Source organism: Caballeronia sp. GAWG1-1, assembly GCF_023631465.1.
Lineage (GTDB): Bacteria > Pseudomonadota > Gammaproteobacteria > Burkholderiales > Burkholderiaceae > Caballeronia.
In genome coordinates, this window is sequence record NZ_JALQDB010000030.1 from 72,883 (window position 1) to 91,695 (window position 18,813).

Below are 18,813 nucleotides of genomic sequence, written 5' to 3' on the forward strand. Positions count from 1 at the left end.
CTTGCACAGGCGCTTCCTCGGGCTTGCTCACGCCCGCGGCAAAGGTCGAGATATCGAGCGGCTTCATCACTTCGCCGCCGAGCCATCGAGAGCGGACAACTGCTGATCGAGCGATGCGATTTGCGCTTTCTTGTCGGCGTCATCCAGATGAGCGTTGTTCTGCACCTGTTCCTTCTTCTGAAAGAGCGCCATCTGACGAATGGGCACGAGCTGCGCATTGGACGATGCCGCGAAGCCCGAATAGCCGGAGATAGCCGTCATCACGGACTGTTCGCGCGGGTCCTTTTCGCCGTAGTGAACGAAGAAGTTCAGCAGCTTGTCCTTCGTTGTCTGCGGCAGATCGCGACGCCACACGAGCGGGTCTGACGCGATGAGCGGCGACTTCCACAGCACACGCACCTTCGGATATAGCTCGGGATGCTGCGTCTTGATGGTGTCGAGCATGTCGGTGTTGTTGGTCGCGACATCGATCTTGTCGTTGACGACCGCGAGCATGTTGGCTTCATGGCTCGAAGGCAACACGCTCTTGAACGATGTCTTCGCCGAAAGCCCGTTCTTCGCGAAGAGATAATACGAAGGCACCAGCGTGCCAGAAGTGGAGTTCGGATCGCCGAAGCCCAAATTGATATCGTGGCTGTTCTTCAGCACCTGATCGACGCTCTTCCACTTGCTGTTGGCGTTCGTGATAAGCACGGAATAGTAGCCCGCCTCGCCGCTCTTGTACTTGACCTTCGCAAAGACTTCGCCGTTGGAGCGGTCCACCGCTTCGATGGCGGACGCATTGCCGAAGAAGCCGATCTGCACCTTGTTGAAGCGCATTGCTTCGATAATGCCCGCATAGTCCGTGGCGAAATACGCCTTCACATCGAGACCGGTCTGTTTGTTCAGATCGTCGATGAGCGGTTGCCAGCGTTGCTTGAGCGCCGACGAAGAATCCGTCGAGATGATGCCGAAGCTGAGCGTATCGGCAAAGGCCACCGAGCTCATGAAGCATGACGCGAGTGCGGCGCCGGCCAGGAAGGTACGGGCTGATTTCATGGAGATGCGGTCCGTAGTTTGATTGCGATTCAGGATGTGGCGACAGAGGCAAAAGTCGCGGAGGGATGTTCACGCTCGTCGTGATCGGCCAGCAATTCGGCGGCGGCCGCGCCGTACAGTTCGCGCAACAGCATGGGCGTGAGCTTCGCGGATGCGCCGTCGTAGACCACGCGGCCATCGCGCAAGGCAACCGTGCGCGTGCAGTACTTCATCGCTATGTCGATCTGATGCAGCGACACGATCACCGTGAGTTTGTGATCGCGATTTAGCGACTGCATGAGCTCCATCACGCGCCGCGCAGATTCAGGATCGAGCGAGGCAATTGGTTCATCCGCGAGCACGATGCGCGCACGCTGCACGAGTGCACGCGCGAGCGCCGCACGTTGCTGCTGTCCGCCCGACAGGTTGCTCGCGCGTTCGAGCGCATGTTCGCCAATACCCATCGCGGTAAGCGAGCCCATCGCCAGCGCGCGTTCGTCGCGCGGAAAACGCCCTGAGAGACGCCGAGATAGCGACACACGCGTAAGCGCGCCGATGAGTACGTTGGTGATTACCGAAAGACGTCCCACCAGATTGAACTGTTGAAACACGAAGGCGACATCGCGACGAATGGCGCGCACTTCACGCACGATCTTGCCGTTCTGCTGAATCGGCCTGCCGAGCAGCGTCACATGCGAGGGCGCCGCATCCGATGCGATAAAGCCCGCGATATGGCGCAAGAGCGTCGATTTGCCCGAGCCCGACGCACCGATGAGCGCGACCATTTCGCCCTCTTCCACGCGCAGATCGACGGCATCAAGCGCCTTGCGGCCATTGCGAAACGTCTTGGTGAGACGCTCGATACGAATTGCGTCCATGGCTTTCCTCGTCTGCCGCTGTAACGTTGGGCAAATTCTAGAAAGGCAACATGACGAGAAAGTGACGCTGATGAGACGTCTAGATGAATACATCACCTGGCGCGTGCGGCCGGGAGTTTATTCTTCGAGAAACCACGTGCCTTGGCACTCGGTGCGAATGAAATCCGCAAGCAGTTTGACGCGTGCGACATCGCGCGTTTCGGCAAGCGTCACGAGCCAGTAAGAGCGACTCAGCGCAATTTGATCCGCAAAAAGCCGCACCAGGTTCGGTTCCCTGCGCGCCATGAAACACGGCAGCACGCCGAGACCCACGCCGCCCGCGACGGCGGCCGTCTGACTGATCACGTTGGAGATGCGAATGGTCGGTGTGAGCGTGCTCGATACCTGCGGCAGATAGTTCAGTTCAGCGGACCACATCTGATCCTCGACATAGCCGACCCACGGATGCGTGAGCAGATCGCGACGCGCGACGATAGCCGCATGTGTCGCGAGATATTCGCGCGCGGCATAGACGCCCAACGCATAGTCCGTGAGCTTGTGCGCATAGACGCGCCCTTGCGCCGGCCGCGTCATGCTGACAGCGAGATCGGCTTCGCGCTTCGAAAGACTGAACATGCGCGGATTCGCGATCAATTCGATCTCGAGTTGCGGATGCATGGCCGAGAGCTTGGAAATACGCGGCGCGAGAAAGTAAGTACCGAAGCCTTCCGGCGTGCCGATGCGTACGCTTCCCGTCAGACCAATGGACGCATCTTCGAGCCGATGCCGCATGTGCAATGCAAGGCTCTCCATGCCTTCCGCATCGCTTAGTACGCGTTCGCCTTCGGGGGTCAGCACAAACCCTAAGGAACTGCGGTCGAACAGTCGCACACCGAGTGCGGTTTCAAGCGCAGCCACACGCCGGCTCAGGGTCGAATGATCCACGCCCATTTGCTGCGCGGCCACGGTGAGCCTGCCCGCGCGCGAAATGGCGAGAAATGCCTGAATGTCGTCCCAGTCGAAACCACGCATGAGGATTTCTGCACAGAGCGATTGCCGATTTGCCCATTCTATTGCAAGAAACACGCTGCTATCTTTTCTTCAACTCTGCGAACGCGGAGCAGACGATGCGGCTCGATCGTCACGACACTAAAGCCTGAATGGAGACAAACAGCATGTCGCTCATTGCGAAACTCAAGGCGCGCGCGCAGGAAGGCAAGCCGGTCAAGGTCGGCCTGATCGGTGCGGGCAAATTCGGTTCGATGTATCTCTCGCAAGCGCCGCGCACGCCCGGCATTCATCTCACCGGCGTGGCCGATCTCTCGCCCGAGCGCGCGCGTGCCGCGCTCAAACGTGTGGGCTGGGATGAGGCGCGTTATTCGGCGGCATCGTGGAACGAAGCCATCGGCAACGGCTCGACCTATATCACCGACGACGCCGATGCCATGATCGCAAGCGATCATGTCGATATCGTGATCGATGCAACGGGCAGCCCTGCCGCGGGCATTCATCACGCGCTGCTGTGCTGCAAGCATCGCAAGCACATCGTCATGGTGAACGTGGAAGCCGATGTGCTCGCAGGCCCGCTGCTCGCACGCCGCGCACGAGAGGCGGGCATCATCTATTCGATGGCTTCGGGCGATCAACCCGCGCTCATCGCGGAACTCGTGGACTGGGCACGCACCATCGGCTTCGATGTGATCTGCGCGGGCAAGGGCACGAAGTATCTGCCGATCTACCATCAGTCGACGCCCGATACCGTGTGGGGCCATTACGGATTCACCGAGGAACAGGTCGGCTCCGGCGACTTCAACGCGCAGATGTTCAACTCGTTTCTCGACGGCACCAAGTCCGCGCTCGAGATGGCCGCTGTTTCCAACGGATGCGATCTGCGTCCGCCCGCCGACGGCCTCGCGTTTCCCGCATGCGGCGTGGACGATCTGCCAAGCGTGCTGCGTCCCGCATCGGAAGGCGGGATCCTGCCGCATCGCGGTAGCGTGGAAGTAGTGTCGTCGCTGGAACGCGATGGGCGGCCCGTGTTCCGCGATCTGCGCTGGGGCGTCTACGTCGTCATCGAAGCCCCCACGGACTACGTGCGCGACTGCTTCTCGCAATACGGTCTCAAGACCGACAGCACGGGGCGCTTCGCCGCCATGTACAAGCCGTATCACCTGATCGGCCTGGAACTGGGCCAGTCGATCGCGAGCATCGCCGTGCGTGGCGAAGCAACCGGCGCGACAACTGGCTTTCATGGCGATGTCGCCGCCACCGCGAAGCGCGATCTGCGCGCGGGCGAGCGGCTCGACGGCGAAGGCGGCCACACCGTGTACGGCAAACTGATGCCCGCTGCGGACTCGTTGCTGCTGGGTGCGTTGCCTATCGGCCTTGCGCACAACATGGTGCTGCAACGCGCCGTGCCTGCGGGACAACCCGTGCGCTGGAGCGATGTGGCATTCGACGCAAGCAAGGAAGCCGTGCGGGTACGACGCGAGATGGAAGAATTCTTTCGCGCCGAGATGAAGCTTGAACTACCGGCGCAAAAGCTCGCGAGCTAGTTCATCGATGAAGACATTTTGATCCGCGGCACGCCCGGTCCATCTCATGGTCCGGGCGTTCGCCATCTCTAAACGCCCGGCAAAGGGCGACGGAGGAGACATGAGCCAAATCAGCGAAACTCTCGGCGTTACGCAAGCAGGCAGTGCGGACGTCTACCGCAAGATCACGTGGCGCATCATGCCGTTCATCGTGCTCTGCTATCTCTGCAACTATCTGGACCGCGTCAACGTGGGCTTCGCGAAGCTGCAGATGCTTTCCGATCTCGGCTTTTCGGATGCGGTGTATGGCCTCGGTGCCGGTATCTTCTTTATCGGCTACTTCATCTTCGAGGTGCCCAGCAATCTCATCCTGCATCGCGTGGGCGCGCGGCGCTGGATTGCGCGCATCATGATCACGTGGGCGATCGTTTCGGCGCTCACGCTCGTGGTCAAGACGCCGTTTCAGTTCTATCTCGTGCGCTTCTTTCTCGGCATCGCGGAAGCGGGTTTCTCACCGGGCATCATGCTGTATCTGACGTACTGGTTCCCGGCGAGAAAACGCGGCTTCGCCTATGGTGTGTACTACATCGCCATTCCGCTTGCCGGCATCGTGGGGGGTCCGTTGTCGGGCTGGATACTGACCGCGTTCAAGCATTCGGCCGTGATGTCGGCGTGGCAATGGCTGTTCCTCATCGAAGCAATTCCAGCGTTTATCGTAGGTTTCGCCGTGCTCTTCATGATGGTCGACAAGCCAAGCAAGGCACGCTGGCTCACCGACGACGAGAAGCGTCTCGTGACGCAAGCAGTCGAGCGCGAGGAAGGCGACAAGACCGCGCACCACGACGCCCGCGCGTTCCTTTCCGACCGCAACATCTGGAAGCTTGCCGGCGTGTACTTCTGCCAGATCATCGGCCTCTACGGCATCAGCTTCTGGCTGCCGTCGATCATCAAGGACACAGGGCTCAAGAACGTCGAAGTGATCGGCTGGCTCTCGGCGATTCCGTATATCGTCGCGATTCCCGCGATCATTCTCACGGGCATCAGCGCCGACAAGTTCCGCTCCCGGCGCATGCACTTCTCCATTGCGCTCGTGATCGGTGCAATAGGCTTTGCGGCAAGCGGATACGTGGGACAGCAACCCGTGCTTGCGGTCATTGCGTTGAGTGTGGCCGCCGCTGGAATCTTGTCGGCGCTGTCGCTGTTCTGGGGCATTCCGGCTGCGTTTCTTGCGGGAACCTCGGCGGCGGCGGGCATTGCGGGAATCAATTGCGTAGGCAATCTCGCGGGTTTCGTTTCGCCGTATATGGTCGGGTGGCTCAATGTCACGACGCATAACAACAGCATCGGTCTTTATGCGGTTGCGGTGTTCATGGTGATCGGCGCATTCGCGGTGCGTTCGATTTCCGGCAAGCTAGCGGATCATTGAAATCGAGCGACGAACGAGCCGCCTGCCGTTTTCAACGAACACGGAAGGCGGCCGTGCTTTTTGCAACGCTGCAAGGGCCGGCGCGCGTCGATAAAATGGGTGCATGACCGACTCGTCTTCACAATCCTCGAGCACGCCGTCGCGCGCACCCGAAAACGACCTGCCGCTGCACACGCCCAGCACCGCATCGCTCGGCGTGGCGGCCGCCATCGCCATGATTGCGTGGCTCGCGCTGGCGGCGCAGACGGATATCACCATCGCGCGCATGGTCGGACGCGGCTTTACCGTGATCGACGGCATTGCGCGTACCACCAGTTATCTCACCAACCTCACGGTGTTCTTGACGGCGTTATGCTTCACCTGCGTGGCCATACGCGCGAACGCGCCCATTGCGCGCTTCTTTCGTCAACCGACGGTGGTAACGGCGGTGGTCGTGTATATCGTGTTCGTGGGCATTGCCTATAACGCGTTGTTGCGATGGCTATGGACGCCATCGGGTTATCGTGCGCTCGTCAATGAATCGCTGCATACGGTCGTGCCCGCGCTCGCTGCGCTTTACTGGGTGCTCTTCGTGCCGCGCTTTCATCTGTCATTGCGGCGCTGCGCCTTATGGCTCGTCTATCCGCTCTGCTATCTCTTCATTACGTTATGGCGCGGCAGTGCATCCGACTTCTATCCCTACTGGTTCATCAACGTGGCGGAACTCGGTTACGAGCGCGTGTTCTTCAACTCGGCCATGCTAGTCGCCAGCTTTCTGATTCTGATGAGCGTATTCATCGTCATCAATCACAGACGCCAGGACTTGCGCATATCCGACCCCGGCATGGAATCGGACGACACGGGCCCATCGCGTTAGTCACGATTCACGAACAGATCGGCGACGAATGCGGCAGTCAACGCCAGCGCGCCGCATGCGAAGATCAGCGCGTAGTTGTTATGCGTATGCGAGAAGAGAAACGAGTAGCCATAGCCGCCGACCGCCTGAAAGAGCGCGAACGCCGAAGTCGCGCGACTCCATGAGGCGCGCTGCTCCGCGTGATCGTGCGGCAGCAATTCATGCACGCGGCCCAGTGCAAGCGGCACGATACCGGGCGTGAAGAGCCCGAGAATCACGGTCGCAAGGCCGATCACATAGGCATGGCCCGACATCGCGAGCAGCGCGGCTGCAGCCGCCTGCACGATCAACGCGCAGCGGTACGCGCGGCCAAAGCCGATCCGGTCGCCCAGATTTCCGCAGATGAGCGGCCCGAAGATAGCCGCCACGCCATACAGCACCCAATAGCTCGCACCGACGCCGGCGCCGCGTCCGATCCCTCGCGCGATATAGTCGACGAGCAGAATCATCGCGGGCACGAGACCCAGTGCGTTCGCCGCGTATTGCGCGTATAGCAGGCGCAGACGCGTGCCGTCATGACGCGCGCCATGCGCCTCCTTGGTCACGGCAGGCACGGGAGGATTCGTCGATGGCCAGCCGAACCAAGCGACAGCCGTCAACACAAGCGAGAACACGCCGAGTCCGATCCACGTCGCCTGCAAGCCGTAATGCAGCAGCCGCGGAATGAGCGTGCCCGATGCCGCGATGCCGAAGCCCAGCCCGAAGAAGATCATGCCGCTTGCAAAGCCGCGCCGTGCGGGCGCGATATGCGGAAGGATCGTGGTTGCGACGAGCACCATGATCGCTCCGCCCGAAAGTCCCGAAAGAAAGCGCCAGCCGAAGAACCAGGCAATCGACAACGGAAACGCGCATGCGAAAAACGCGGCCGTGGCAATGGCCATCAAGAGGCGCAACGCGAGCCGGTTGCCGAGCGTCGATGCCATGGACCTGCCGAACAACGCGCCCGCGAGATAGCCCGCGAAATTGGCTGCGCCCAACGTCACCGCTTGCGACGACGTGAACCAATGCGCTTCGATAAGCGGTGGAATGAGCGGCGTATAAGCGAAGCGCGCGAGACCTATTGCGACGAGACTCGCGCAGAAGCCCGCGAGCATGGCGTAGATGGAACGCATGTCGAGTGAATCCGATTGACCGGCGCGTAAGGCCGACGCTTGATCCTGCATGATGTTGACTCCCGGAGCGAATGGCGTGACGTGTGTTCTAACGCGTGGCGAACTTCGCACGCATTGGCGGAAGTTTCAGCAGCATGAGCGTGGGAGCGGCAGCCGCCACGAGCAGCTTCGGCTGAGGATCGATACGCGCCAGCACGCGCACGCCGAGAAGCACGGCGAGCAGACTCGTGGCGGCATCGGTTGCGGACATCATGCGTTCGATCTCGCCGCTTTTGAACGCGGCGGAAAGACAGCGCTCGAAGAAGCCGCGTAACAACTCGACTTCCTTCGCGATGAGTTCGTGAAACGCCTCGTCCTCGAGCGGCGCCGCGAGCGCGGCATTGACCAGCATGCAGCCGCGCCGGTGTTCATCCGATACCGAGCGCTCGACGATCTCGCGAAAGAAGCCTGCAACGGCGTGCGCAGGCGTGCAAGTGGCTTCGAGACGCTCGATACGCTCGCGCAACGTATGTTCGAGATAGTGATCGAGCGCGCGCAAAAAGAGCGCGCGCTTGTCGCCGAACGCGTTGTAAAGGCTCGGTTGCGTGAGACCCGTCAGTTGCACGAGGTCACGTGTGGACGTACCCTCATAGCCGTGCGTCCAGAACGCTTCGGCTATGGTGTTCAGCACATCGTCTTCGTCGAAATTGCGCGGTCGCGCCATAATGCAGGCTCCATTCCATGGTTGCGTCACGTTTTATATCGGACGCCACAGAACGAATTATATATCGATGGATACAAAACCTGCTTGAACCGTCGTCCAACGAAAAAGCCGGCGAAGCGCCGGCCTTTTCGTATGCGGAAAAACAACCATGCTGTCAGGCGTCTTTCGTGTCGAACATCAGTAGCTCGACGCCCGCCTGCGCGAAATTCGCCAAGTCGCCGGCGGTCTTCTGGCCTTCAGGCGACCCGAGCGCGGACTCGATCGCTTCGAGCGATTCGAATTCGAGCAGCGCGACGAGGTAATACGGCGACTCGCCTTGCGCGGTAGCAACCGGCCCCGTGCTGATCTGGTAACTCTTTAGCCCCGGCAACGTCTTCGCCAGCGGCGCGTGCGTGGAGGCGTAGTAGGCGTCGAATGCCTTCGTATCGGACGGATTCTTGTAAAGCGCAACGAGCTGGGCCATCGTCTTGTCTCCTGAGTGTTTGTCTTGAACAACAATGCGTTACTGCTTCTCCAACTGTAGATAGATACGTTGCACGTTCTGCGGCTGCGCTATGCCATAGAGCTTGTAGCCGTGAAAGGCGGGCAAGTCGACGGTATGCATGGCCTCGGTCAGTCCCATGCCGCTCCGATATGCGCGTCTGACCGCGCTGTCGAGTTCGCGCAGATAAAGGCCTGTCTGCATGATGTCGTCGTTGCTCAACGGCGGTCCGAACGCCGGAACGATCGTCTTCGATTCGAGTCCGCGCAGATTCTCCAGCGCCGCGAGCCAGCCATGAATATCCTCGTTGCGCAGTTCGGGGATGCGCCCGTTCGAGATCAGACTACCCGCGAACAACACGCCGCTTTGCGTATCGAGCACGGCCAGATCGCCTGGCGTGCTTGCCGGTCCGAAGTGCAGCAATTGCAGCTTGCGATCGCCATTCACGACTTCCGTGGTGCCTTCCACCGTTTGGTCGGGAACCGTGACGCGCGAGCCTGCCATCTCGTCTTCACCGAGGGTCTTTCGCAGGTTCGCGAGACAGATTGGGCAACGTTCCCGGATCAACCGAGCCGTGCGGTAATGCGCGAGAATCGGCACACCCTGATCGCGGAACGCCGCCGCGCCAAAAACGAACTCCGGTCCTTGATGCGTGATGATCACGAGCGTGACGGGTAGCGGCGTGACTTTGCGAATGGCTTCGATCATCGCGCGTCCGTAGCGGTATGAAGCTCCCGTATCGATTACCGTCACGCCGCGCGGTCCCACGATAAAGCCGTTGTTCGCGACCATGCCGTGATTCGCGGGCGCGACAGCATCGCCGTCACCGATAAACGCATACACGCCCGGCGCCACTGCGACGGGCGCGGGCATGCCGCTCATCGCCGCATGAACGACGGCGCAAAATGCGAGGAACAACGCACCGATGAGCGCACGCAAGCCGCGCCCCATCATTTCATGGCCGAGGTTTGCGTGCCCGATTGCGTCGTGATCGCAACCTCGCCGTCGAACCGCTTGTTCTTCGTGTCTTCAATAGCGACCTTCAATTCACCGTTTTCCGTCGGCAGAAAATAGAAGCGGAAGTTGGGGTTCTCGCTGATCGAGAAATTCACGTTGGCGGTCATCACGGGCTTGCCGCCATAAGTCACGGCAACCTTGCGCACGAAGTACGCGGTCGCATAGTTGCGCGTGACCTGGTCCATCGCCATGCCGGTGCGATTAGGATGGCGCACCATCAATTGCGCGAGTTCGGGCTTGCCCGCAATAGGGGCGCCTTCCGCCTGCAAACGTACCTGACCCGCCGCGCGTTCGGCCGCGTCTTCGTCCTTGCCCGCAGGCGCGGAGCAACCACCCGATGCCTTGATGAAACGCACCGCGCTATACAGATGTCCGTCGTTCGTTTCGGCGATGGCACGCATGAACGTGTAATCCTCTACCCGCACCCGTGTCTCGATGCTGGCAAGTCCGGAGTCTGGCGTGAACTCGAAAGAACCGGCGTAGGGCTCGGGATTCTCGTCGATGAAGAGATAAATCTTCTTGATGTAATGCGTGCTCGTCTGCGGAAACTGCGCGCTGATCGCAATGGGTACGACGGCGGCATCGGCGGCGCGTTTGGGTGCATCGAATTTGATGACGGCATCGCCTTTCGTGTCGATCGGCCGCCCTTTGAACGCGCCTTCCTTGAAGTCGAGCCAGCGCGCCACCTTGTCTGGATCGTCGTCGGGTTGCGCCGCATGCGAAGCGTAAGGCGCAAACATGGTGAGCGCCGCGACAAACCCTAAGCCTGCGCGTGCGCCAAGCCTGATCGTCTTCATGGTGTCCTCCTTTGCTGCAACGCGGCGTGCGCCGCTACTGCTCCCACTCCAGTTCAGCATAGACAGCGGTGACGTTGCGCGCGTGATAGGCATCGTAGAGCCGCCACTTGTCGCGCTCGCCGAGACCGATGGTATCCACGGCCTGCTGAATCGTTTCGCCGCGCTTGATGGCCGCACGCACATCGCGCGCCAGATTCGCGAGGTACTGTTGCTCGTCGTCGAGCGAGCGCGGATACGGCGCGTCCAGGTCGCCATGACCGGGTACGACATGCCGCGGACTCATCTGCTTAATGCGGGCGATATTGTCAAGCCAACCGGTCACGCTGCCATCCACCACGGGAACGCAATGCACGAAAAGCAGGTCGCCTAGCCACAGTGTGCCGCTCTTCTCATCGTATACCGTCATGTCGTTGTTGGTGTGCGCTGTTTTCCAAGTTTGCAGCGTGAGCGTGCGCCCGCCGAGATCGAGCGTGGACGTGCCGTCTATCGTCATCGTCGGTGCAATGATTTCGCTGCCGCTCGCTTCATCGCCCAGTTCGCGTTTCAGCGCACGCAGGTAGTTCTCCGCGCGCGATGCCTCCGCCTGCGCAAGCTTGGCGCTGCCCACGTATTGCGGATGGTCGTCCTTGAAGGCCGCATTCCCGAAGATATGATCCGGGTGCATGTGCGTATTGATCACGTAGCAGACGGGCAAGGGCGTCACCCTGCGCACCGCCGCGCGCAATGCGCGCCCTTCCGCGAGCGTGCCGCCGGTATCGACCACAGCCACACAACGCTCGCCGACGATGAAGCCGACGTTCGCAATATCGCCGCCGTTCGCAGGCGTGGCAAGCTCGTCGTGTCCGCGATGCACGTAGTTCCCCGGCGCGAGTTCCTTCACCGTAAACGAGGCCTCTGCAAACGCATGTGCCGATGCCGCGCACAGCACCAGGAACGCGGCGAAGCGTAAAGCAGCGCTCATCGGACCTTGTCCGCATCGGCGAGACGTTTTGTTCGGCGCAGGCCGAACTGTTCGTACTCGCGTTCGAGGAAAGGCTCGGCGTGCTCGAGAAGAAAGCGCCGAAACGCGAGACACGTCGGCGAGAGTTGCTTCGAGCGCGAATGCACGAGTTGCCATGTACGTTCGACGGGCGTGCCATTCACGTCGAGCACGGCGATCTCACCCGTGCGCAATTCGAGCCCCAAGGTATGCAACGAAATGAGGCTCACGCCCATGCCCGCCATCACGGCCTGCTTAATGGTCTCGTTGCTGCCGAGCGTGACGCTGCGCGATGGCGTGAAGAGGTTCTGCCTAAACACGTGCTCGGCGACGGCGCGTGTGCCGGAACCAGGTTCGCGCAGGAGGAAAGTATCGTTGGCAAGCTCCTGCAGATCGAAGCGTCGCGCAGTTTTCAGCGGATGCGAAAGCGGCGCGATGATCACATGCGGATGGTAAGCGAGCGGCTCTGCAGTCGTGCCGAGTTCGGGCGGCGGGCGGCCCATGATGGCAAGGTCGGTCGCGTTGTCCTGCAGGAGCCTCAACAAGGTCTCGCGATTACCGACCGAAAAACGCACATCGACCTTGGGAAACTGCTGCGAATACAGCGCGAGCAACTTGGGCGCGAAGTAAGTCGCGGAACTCACGATACTCACCGCAATCGATCCACTGTCGGCTTGCGTAAGCGACATCATCGCGTCTTCGGCGTCCTTGATCTCACCGAGAATTCTGCTTGCATGATGCGAGAGGCGTTCGCCCGCTTCCGTCAGCGAAAGACGCCGCGCCACGCGTTCGAAGAGCGGCAAGCCGACCGCCTCTTCCAGTTGCCTGATCTGCATGGATACCGCGGGCTGCGTCAGATGCAGTTCCTCCGCTGCACGTGCGAAGCTCGGACAGCGCGTCGCTATCACGAAGATCTGCAACTGGCGCAAGGTGAGAGAGCGGATGAAGTTCACAGCGGCGTATCCGTGAGGCGTTCCTGAACCATTTAGCGGCTTGCCTCGGCGCTCGTGCAATCCACCTCAACGACTGGCCCGTGGCGCGTTGCCGACCTTTCCTCCCGGTGTAGCCATGTTCTTGAGCGCGCCCGAATAAGCGACCGTTTCCTTCTGCAGCGGATGCGCGAAGTCGTTCCCCGCGCGCGGCACTTCGGTGCGAATCAAGACGACGTGTCCGGGAACATCATCGGCAACGACGAAGGTGTAGCGCTTGTTCGTGTATTGCTGCAGACGTTCCGCATTGGGATCGTTGAGGAAGGGCTGAATGACGATCTGCTGCGCTTTCACGTTCCTGGCCAGCCCGAGCGCCTCGCCGGAAACAGGCGTAATCGCCGGGTTTGCCGCAAGCGCCAGTCTCACTCGCTGCTGAAAGTAGCGACGCTGGCCGCCCGTCAACTCCTGCATCTCCGTGATGTCATGCTCCAGGAAATAGATGATCACCGGATTGCACGGCAGCCCCCCTGGCACGTCCACATTGCCCGTGCGATCGGACACGCGCGCATCGTTCTTCGTGTTGCCCTTGCTTACCACGAGCACGCGGACCGTGTCCTTGACCTTCGTTGGCGGCCCGGAAAAATCCACCGCATAGTCGAGCTCGGTTTGCTGATCCACGCCATCCAGATGCGGCTCCATGAACAACAAGCGTTCGGCTGGTGCAATCTCGGTGGCAGGCGCGGAAGCAGGCGGTGTATCCGCCGCGAACGAGGCCGGCGGCATCAGAGAGATGAAGCCGCCAAGCGCGCAGGCCAGGGCAATACCTCGAATGGCGAACCTCATTGCGTGGAGGCCGGCTGCAGCGGCTGCAGCGGCAGCAACGGAACCTGATAGCTCGTCAGTATCTGATCGATCTTCGGCTGGTTCGACGCAATCCAGTTATCCACCTTGTCGCGCCATGCTTTTTCGCCGTAACGCACGCCCATCGAAATTTCATAATCGAAGCGAATGCCGGGTTGCGGTGCGAACGGCACGAGGCGCGCCTTGTTATCCGAGAGCTTCACGAAATAGCCAGCAATGGGGCCCCAGACGAAGGCGGCATCGACATTGCCTTGCGACAGATCATGCTCGATCATCTCGCCGGGGAAGGCATCGGGATCGCCGCTTTGCCCCTGATACGACACCGCCTGTTCAATCAGATTGTGTTGCAACAGCCAGTCAGTCGCGGGACTCTTCACGAAGATGCCGAGCTTCATCTTCTTCAACTGATCCGGCGGCAGATTCATGAGATCGGCCGGCGACTTGATGCTCGCGTACTCCGGCCGGTTCGGGAACACCATGGCATAGGTCGAGTGCAGATAAGGGCGCGTGGTCGCGGTGAGTTCATAACCTTTGGGCACGCCGATAATCAGATCGCACTTGAACTGATCCGTGCTCGGTGCCTTGTCGCGCAGCGTATTGCGCACGAATCCCATGCGTTGAGGATAAAACGTGTATTCGAGCTTGTAGCCGAAGTCGCTTGCCATCTGGCTTGCGATCTTGTTCTCGAAGCCTTCGCCCTTCTGATTCGACAAAGGCATGTTGTTCGGATCCGCGCACACGCGCAGCACGCCGTCCGCGCCGTCGTTGTTAGGCAAGTTCGGCGGCGGTGTACCCGCGCCCTGCGCGAAGACCGTTTGCGCCGTGAACGCGAGCAACGCCGCGCATACCGTGTTCGATACGGCCGGGAATCGGAACGAAGCGGCGCGGCTTCCATTACGATCTGACATCGATACCTCCGGGTTCAAATGCAACTTCATGCAACATCGGACAAGCAACGAACGCAATCACTTCGCATCGAGCGCTTGTAAATCGCCCGGATTGATCTTGCCGTCTGAGCGTCCCTTCAGATACGCAAAGAGATTCTCCCAGTTTTTCTGCATCATCTGGCTCGCGCTGAAATCGGGCATACCCTTATCCACGCGTCCGCCAAACACGGTGCGATGAAACTCGTTCTTGTCCAGCGTCTTGAAAGCATCGACGAGCGACGGGCCGACGAGACCCTCCTGCTTCGCCCCGTGACAACGTTCGCACGCGAGCGCGCGCCAGGTACGCCATCCTTGCAGCGTATCGGCATCGACCTTGTTGCCATCGACGACCTTGTACGCCACGGGCTTCATTTGTCCCGGGCTCGTCTGGGCAAACGAAGCGCAGGACGCCGCGAGCGCAATCGACAGCAGCAAGAGTGATCGGCCTTTCATTCGCTTGTCTCCTTGAATATCTCGTATGTGGGGTTTTCACGCGCGGCGGACTCCCTGACCGCCGCGCGTCATTACGCTTCGAATCGAACTAGTTGCAGGCTAACGAAACGGCTGATACGTAATCAGCCCGCGCTGCCCGGAATGGCAAACACGAAGAGCGTGCCGCCGAGTGCCGTGTACTTTGCAAGCTCACGATAGCCGCCCACCGCGCCCAGGCCTTCCGCCGACTTTTCGAGTCCCGCTGCCATGCCGATGCCAGCCCAGCCGCCGATGCCCGAATACACGCCGATGAACTGCTTGCCTTGGTACTGATAGGTGAACACGTTGCCGATGATCCCGGACGGCGTCTTGAACTTCCACAGTTCCTTGCCGTCCTTGATACGCACGGCCTTGATGTAGCCTTCGAGCGTGCCGTAGAACGCCACGCCGCCAGCGGTTGCGAGCGCGCCGGACCACACCGAGAACTTCTCCGTCTTGGACCATGCGATCTTGCCCTTCGACGCATCCCACGCGATGAAGTTACCCATCGCGCCGTTCTCGTTCGGACCAGGGAACATCGAGAGCGTGGCGCCGACGAACGGCTGACCCGACACGTAGTCGACCTGGAACGGCTCGTAGTCCATGCAGACGTGGTTCGTCGGCACGAGGAACAGGCTCGAATTCGGATCGAATGCGGCGGGTTGCTGGTCTTTCGAGCCCAACGCCGCCGGGCAGATGCCCTTGACGTTGTGATCGGGACCGGCTGCCTGCGTGGAGTAGCTGGCGTTACGAATCGGCAGGCCGCTCTTCAGATCGACGCTATTGGCCCAGTTCACCGCCGGGTCGTACTTCTGCGCCACGAGCAGTTCGCCGCTTTCTCGATTGAGCGTATAGCCGAAACCGTTACGGTCGAAGTGAACGATCGCCGGCGTCTTCTTGCCGTTGATGTTCAGGTCCGACAGGATCATTTCGTTGACGCCGTCATAGTCCCACTCGTCGTGAGGCGTCATTTGATAGACCCACTTCGCCTTGCCGGTATTCAGGTCGCGCGCGAAGATCGACATCGACCATTTGTTGTCGCCGGGTCGTTGCGTCGGGTTCCACGTGCCGGGGTTGCCTGTACCGTAGTAGACAAGGTTGAGCTTCGGGTCCCATGCATACCAGCCCCATGTGGTCCCGCCGCCATACTTCCACTGATCGCCCTGCCAGCTCTTGAGCGACGAGTCCGCACCGATGGGCGCCATCTTGCCGTCGGTCCAGGTCATCGTTTGCTGCGGGTCCATCAGCATCTCATTGTCGGGCCCGGTGCTGTAGGCCTTCCAGACTTCCTTGCCGTCCTTGATGTTGTAGGCAATAAGCCGGCCGCGAACACCGAACTCGCCGCCGGAGATGCCCGTCAACACCTTGTCGCCGAAGACGTGCGGCGCGTTGGTGTTGGTTTCGCCTTTCTTCGCATCGCCGTTTTGCGCGGTCCATACGACGTCGCCGGTCTTGGCGTCGAGCGCGACGAGCTTCGTGTCGGCTTGCTGCAGGAAGATCTTGCCGTCGCCATATGCGAGACCACGGTTGACCGTATCGCAGCACATCACCGAGATGACCTGATTGTCTTGCTTCGGCTGGTATTGCCAGATGAACGTCTGGTCCTTCAGACTGATGGCGATAACCTTGTTGGGAAACGGCGAATGGATATACATCGTGTCGCCGATGACGAGCGGCGAGCCTTCATGGCCTCGCAGCACACCGGTGGACATGGTCCAGGCAACCTGTAGCTTGCCGACGTTGTTCTCGTTGATTTGCTTGAGCGTGCTATAGCGGTGATTGGAATAATCGCCCGCTTGCGCCGCCCAGTTCGAAGGATTCTTGATTGCGGTGTCGAGTTGCGAATCAGCCTGCGCCACGTACGAATTGAGGCCTGCCGTTGCGACCACCGCCAGTCCAAGAACCAGGGTGCGTAAGTTCATGTCTCCTCCAGAATGATGATGCCTCCGACCCGGGAATGACCACGCTACCGTTTGCATCGTGCGCGCCTTCTGAATGCAGGTAACGAGATTCGCTTGTGCCCCGGTACATTGCCGGGATCTTGCGTGACCGGGCATTTGCATATTCCATGCCGGTTTGCGAACGCTTGTTTTGTGGCGTGCGAATGGCGGCGTGCGACACATACTGTGTCAAATACGCGAAAGGCTTCATGTGATGGAACAGCAACGCTTGCTCAGGTGTCACATGACGCGTCGCAGCATTGCGCAGCGCCGCTTCACGATCAACGCACGCGGCGCATACTCGGTGTTTTCCATAAGGAGGCAACGTCATGGCTCAAGCAGAGAAGGTCTACTCGGATGAAGAGGTGCGGGAACGGCTTACGGGTCCGCTCGCGCATTGGTATCTCGAGGACGGATGGCTCAGGCGCAAGTTCAAGACCGAGAGCTGGAAGGGCACGCTCATGGTCGTCAATACGGTCGGGCATCTTGCCGAAGCGGCCTGGCATCATCCCGACCTGACCGTCTCTTATGCGTTCGTCGTGGTCAAGCTCAAGACGCATTCGGCGAAGGGCATTACCGACAAGGACTTCGCGCTCGCCACGCGTATCGAAGACGTGGTGCAGTGGCAGCCAGGCAAGGAAGACGGTCCGCTCGACGGCACGCCATCCGACGATCAACGCTTCCGCTATATCAAGTACGACTAGCCCGGCCACGCGGCGCGTGCAGTCTTGGTATAACTTTTGCCTAACAGGGAAGCCCAAAACCCCCTGAAGGAACACGAGCCGCGATGCCAACCTCACCCCGACGCTTATCGCCTTTACCGGCGATCACGGTCGAAGCACCCGCGCGCCTGCATCTCGGCTTCCTCGATCCGAACGGCTCCTCGGGCCGCGCCTTCGGCAGCCTCGGGCTCGCGATAGAAGGACACGGCACGCGTCTCACCGCGCGCATCGCTCATGGCACGCGGCAGCAGACGGCGCAGATAGAAGGCCATGTCACGGAAGCGCAGAAAGAGCGTATCGCTCATTACCTTCAGCAATTGCAGGCGGCGCTCAATGAACCGCGTGCCGTCGATATAGACGTACACGAAGCACCGCGCTCGCATACGGGCCTCGGCTCGGGCACGCAGCTCGCCCTGACGCTCGGCACCGCCTTCGCACGAGCAACCGGTCACAACGGAACAAACACCACGGACATCGCGCGCATACTCAAACGGGGCGCGCGCTCCGGCATCGGCATTCATGGCTTCGATCACGGCGGCCTCATTCTCGACGGCGGCCGCGACATGCGCCACGCATCCGCGAATACGTTGCCGCCGCTGATCTCGCGCCAGGCCTTCCCCGATGACTGGCGCGTGCTTCTGATCGACGACACCTCGCGCGAAGGTCTGCACGGCGACGAAGAAAGCCGCGGACTTGCCGCACTCGATCCCTTCCCTGAAACACTCGCCGCGCATCTCAGTCATCTCGCGCTGATGCGTATCCTGCCCGCCGCCGCCGAAAGCGACTTCGATACCTTCGCCGACGCCATCAGCGACTTGCAGCAGACCATCGGCGAATACTTCGCGCCCGTGCAAGGCGGCGTGTTCGCAAGCCCCGCCGTGGCGCGCGCGCTCGAAGCCGTCGCCGCCGAGCAGAAGGCCGGCATCGGGCAGACGTCATGGGGACCGGTCGGCTTCGCGTTCGTCGCAAGCGCGCAGGACGCCGAACGCGCACTCGCGACCGCGCAACGCGTGACGCCTCGCGCACCCCTCACCTTTTCCATCGCTACCGGCCGCAATCGCGGCGCGACATGGCGTGCCGCCAACCGCCGCGAGCAAGGCGCGGATGCTGCCTGAACCTGCGTTCATCAATTCCAAATCGACCACG

The 18,813-nt window shown here is 60.7% G+C and carries 19 protein-coding genes; 5 read left to right on the top strand and 14 right to left on the bottom strand.

The window, feature by feature from the left end; genetic code table 11:
- Positions 1 to 66: 66 nt before the first annotated feature.
- From phnD to NCT03_RS20765, 3 genes are all read right to left on the bottom strand, one after another.
- Complete coding sequence (gene phnD, locus NCT03_RS20755; protein WP_250493730.1) at positions 67 to 1,038, bottom strand: phosphonate ABC transporter substrate-binding protein; 972 nt, start codon at positions 1,036 to 1,038, stop codon at positions 67 to 69.
- A gap of 29 nt (positions 1,039 to 1,067) precedes the next feature.
- Positions 1,068 to 1,895, bottom strand: coding sequence for a phosphonate ABC transporter ATP-binding protein (gene phnC, locus NCT03_RS20760; RefSeq protein ID WP_250493731.1), 828 nt, complete (start codon positions 1,893 to 1,895; stop codon positions 1,068 to 1,070).
- Positions 1,896 to 2,012: 117 nt separating this feature from the next.
- Positions 2,013 to 2,906, bottom strand: a complete 894-nt coding sequence (locus NCT03_RS20765) for a LysR family transcriptional regulator (RefSeq protein ID WP_250493732.1) — start codon at positions 2,904 to 2,906, stop codon at positions 2,013 to 2,015.
- A 143-nt stretch (positions 2,907 to 3,049) separates the two neighbouring features.
- On the opposite strand from NCT03_RS20765, the gene NCT03_RS20770 reads away from it, so the two are divergent.
- The 3 genes from NCT03_RS20770 (at position 3,050) to NCT03_RS20780 (ending at position 6,690) form a co-directional block, all read left to right on the top strand.
- Positions 3,050 to 4,429 (top strand): NAD(P)H-dependent oxidoreductase, encoded by a 1,380-nt coding sequence (locus tag NCT03_RS20770; protein ID WP_250493733.1) that lies wholly within the window; start codon positions 3,050 to 3,052, stop codon positions 4,427 to 4,429.
- Between the two features lie 100 nt (positions 4,430 to 4,529).
- Positions 4,530 to 5,834 (top strand): MFS transporter, encoded by a 1,305-nt coding sequence (locus tag NCT03_RS20775; protein ID WP_244828789.1) that lies wholly within the window; start codon positions 4,530 to 4,532, stop codon positions 5,832 to 5,834.
- 103 nt (positions 5,835 to 5,937) lie between these two features.
- Positions 5,938 to 6,690: a Pr6Pr family membrane protein gene (locus NCT03_RS20780; protein WP_250493734.1), complete on the top strand. Its 753-nt coding sequence runs from the start codon at positions 5,938 to 5,940 to the stop codon at positions 6,688 to 6,690.
- Here NCT03_RS20780 and NCT03_RS20785 read toward each other — a convergent pair.
- The 11 genes from NCT03_RS20785 to NCT03_RS20835 all read right to left on the bottom strand — a co-directional run bounded on the left by NCT03_RS20785 (position 6,687) and on the right by NCT03_RS20835 (position 16,927).
- On the bottom strand, positions 6,687 to 7,892 hold the full coding sequence (locus tag NCT03_RS20785) for a YbfB/YjiJ family MFS transporter (RefSeq protein WP_250493735.1): 1,206 nt from the start codon (positions 7,890 to 7,892) through the stop codon (positions 6,687 to 6,689). The two genes, NCT03_RS20780 and NCT03_RS20785, sit on opposite strands and share 4 nt — an antisense overlap.
- Positions 7,893 to 7,929: 37 nt before the next feature.
- Positions 7,930 to 8,544: a TetR/AcrR family transcriptional regulator gene (locus NCT03_RS20790; RefSeq protein ID WP_250493736.1), complete on the bottom strand. Its 615-nt coding sequence runs from the start codon at positions 8,542 to 8,544 to the stop codon at positions 7,930 to 7,932.
- Positions 8,545 to 8,698: 154 nt separating this feature from the next.
- Entirely contained in the window at positions 8,699 to 9,007 is a 309-nt protein-coding gene (locus NCT03_RS20795) for an EthD family reductase (RefSeq protein ID WP_250493737.1), read from the bottom strand.
- Between the two features lie 39 nt (positions 9,008 to 9,046).
- Positions 9,047 to 9,964, bottom strand: a complete 918-nt coding sequence (locus NCT03_RS20800) for an MBL fold metallo-hydrolase (RefSeq protein WP_250493738.1) — start codon at positions 9,962 to 9,964, stop codon at positions 9,047 to 9,049.
- Positions 9,965 to 9,975: 11 nt separating this feature from the next.
- The gene (locus NCT03_RS20805; protein WP_250467528.1) at positions 9,976 to 10,839 is read right to left on the bottom strand and encodes a quinoprotein dehydrogenase-associated SoxYZ-like carrier; all 864 of its coding nucleotides are present in this window, start codon (positions 10,837 to 10,839) and stop codon (positions 9,976 to 9,978) included.
- Positions 10,840 to 10,873: 34 nt separating this feature from the next.
- Positions 10,874 to 11,800, bottom strand: a complete 927-nt coding sequence (locus tag NCT03_RS20810; protein ID WP_250493739.1) for a quinoprotein relay system zinc metallohydrolase 2 — start codon at positions 11,798 to 11,800, stop codon at positions 10,874 to 10,876.
- Positions 11,797 to 12,771 (bottom strand): LysR family transcriptional regulator, encoded by a 975-nt coding sequence (locus tag NCT03_RS20815; protein ID WP_244828797.1) that lies wholly within the window; start codon positions 12,769 to 12,771, stop codon positions 11,797 to 11,799. The genes NCT03_RS20810 and NCT03_RS20815 overlap by 4 nt, the downstream gene beginning before the upstream one ends.
- 66 nt (positions 12,772 to 12,837) lie before the next feature.
- Positions 12,838 to 13,590 (bottom strand): hypothetical protein, encoded by a 753-nt coding sequence (locus NCT03_RS20820; RefSeq protein ID WP_502800400.1) that lies wholly within the window; start codon positions 13,588 to 13,590, stop codon positions 12,838 to 12,840.
- On the bottom strand, positions 13,587 to 14,516 hold the full coding sequence (locus NCT03_RS20825; protein ID WP_250467531.1) for a substrate-binding domain-containing protein: 930 nt from the start codon (positions 14,514 to 14,516) through the stop codon (positions 13,587 to 13,589). Before NCT03_RS20825 ends, NCT03_RS20820 begins: the two co-directional genes overlap by 4 nt.
- 57 nt (positions 14,517 to 14,573) lie before the next feature.
- The gene (locus NCT03_RS20830; protein ID WP_250493740.1) at positions 14,574 to 14,987 is read right to left on the bottom strand and encodes a c-type cytochrome; all 414 of its coding nucleotides are present in this window, start codon (positions 14,985 to 14,987) and stop codon (positions 14,574 to 14,576) included.
- Positions 14,988 to 15,109: 122 nt separating this feature from the next.
- Positions 15,110 to 16,927 (bottom strand): methanol/ethanol family PQQ-dependent dehydrogenase, encoded by a 1,818-nt coding sequence (locus NCT03_RS20835; RefSeq protein ID WP_244828800.1) that lies wholly within the window; start codon positions 16,925 to 16,927, stop codon positions 15,110 to 15,112.
- A 347-nt stretch (positions 16,928 to 17,274) separates the two neighbouring features.
- On the opposite strand from NCT03_RS20835, the gene NCT03_RS20840 reads away from it, so the two are divergent.
- Complete coding sequence (locus NCT03_RS20840) at positions 17,275 to 17,649, top strand: 4a-hydroxytetrahydrobiopterin dehydratase (RefSeq protein WP_244828801.1); 375 nt, start codon at positions 17,275 to 17,277, stop codon at positions 17,647 to 17,649.
- A gap of 83 nt (positions 17,650 to 17,732) precedes the next feature.
- Positions 17,733 to 18,782, top strand: a complete 1,050-nt coding sequence (locus tag NCT03_RS20845) for a beta-ribofuranosylaminobenzene 5'-phosphate synthase family protein (protein WP_250493741.1) — start codon at positions 17,733 to 17,735, stop codon at positions 18,780 to 18,782.
- The last annotated feature ends 31 nt before the right edge of the window (positions 18,783 to 18,813 follow it).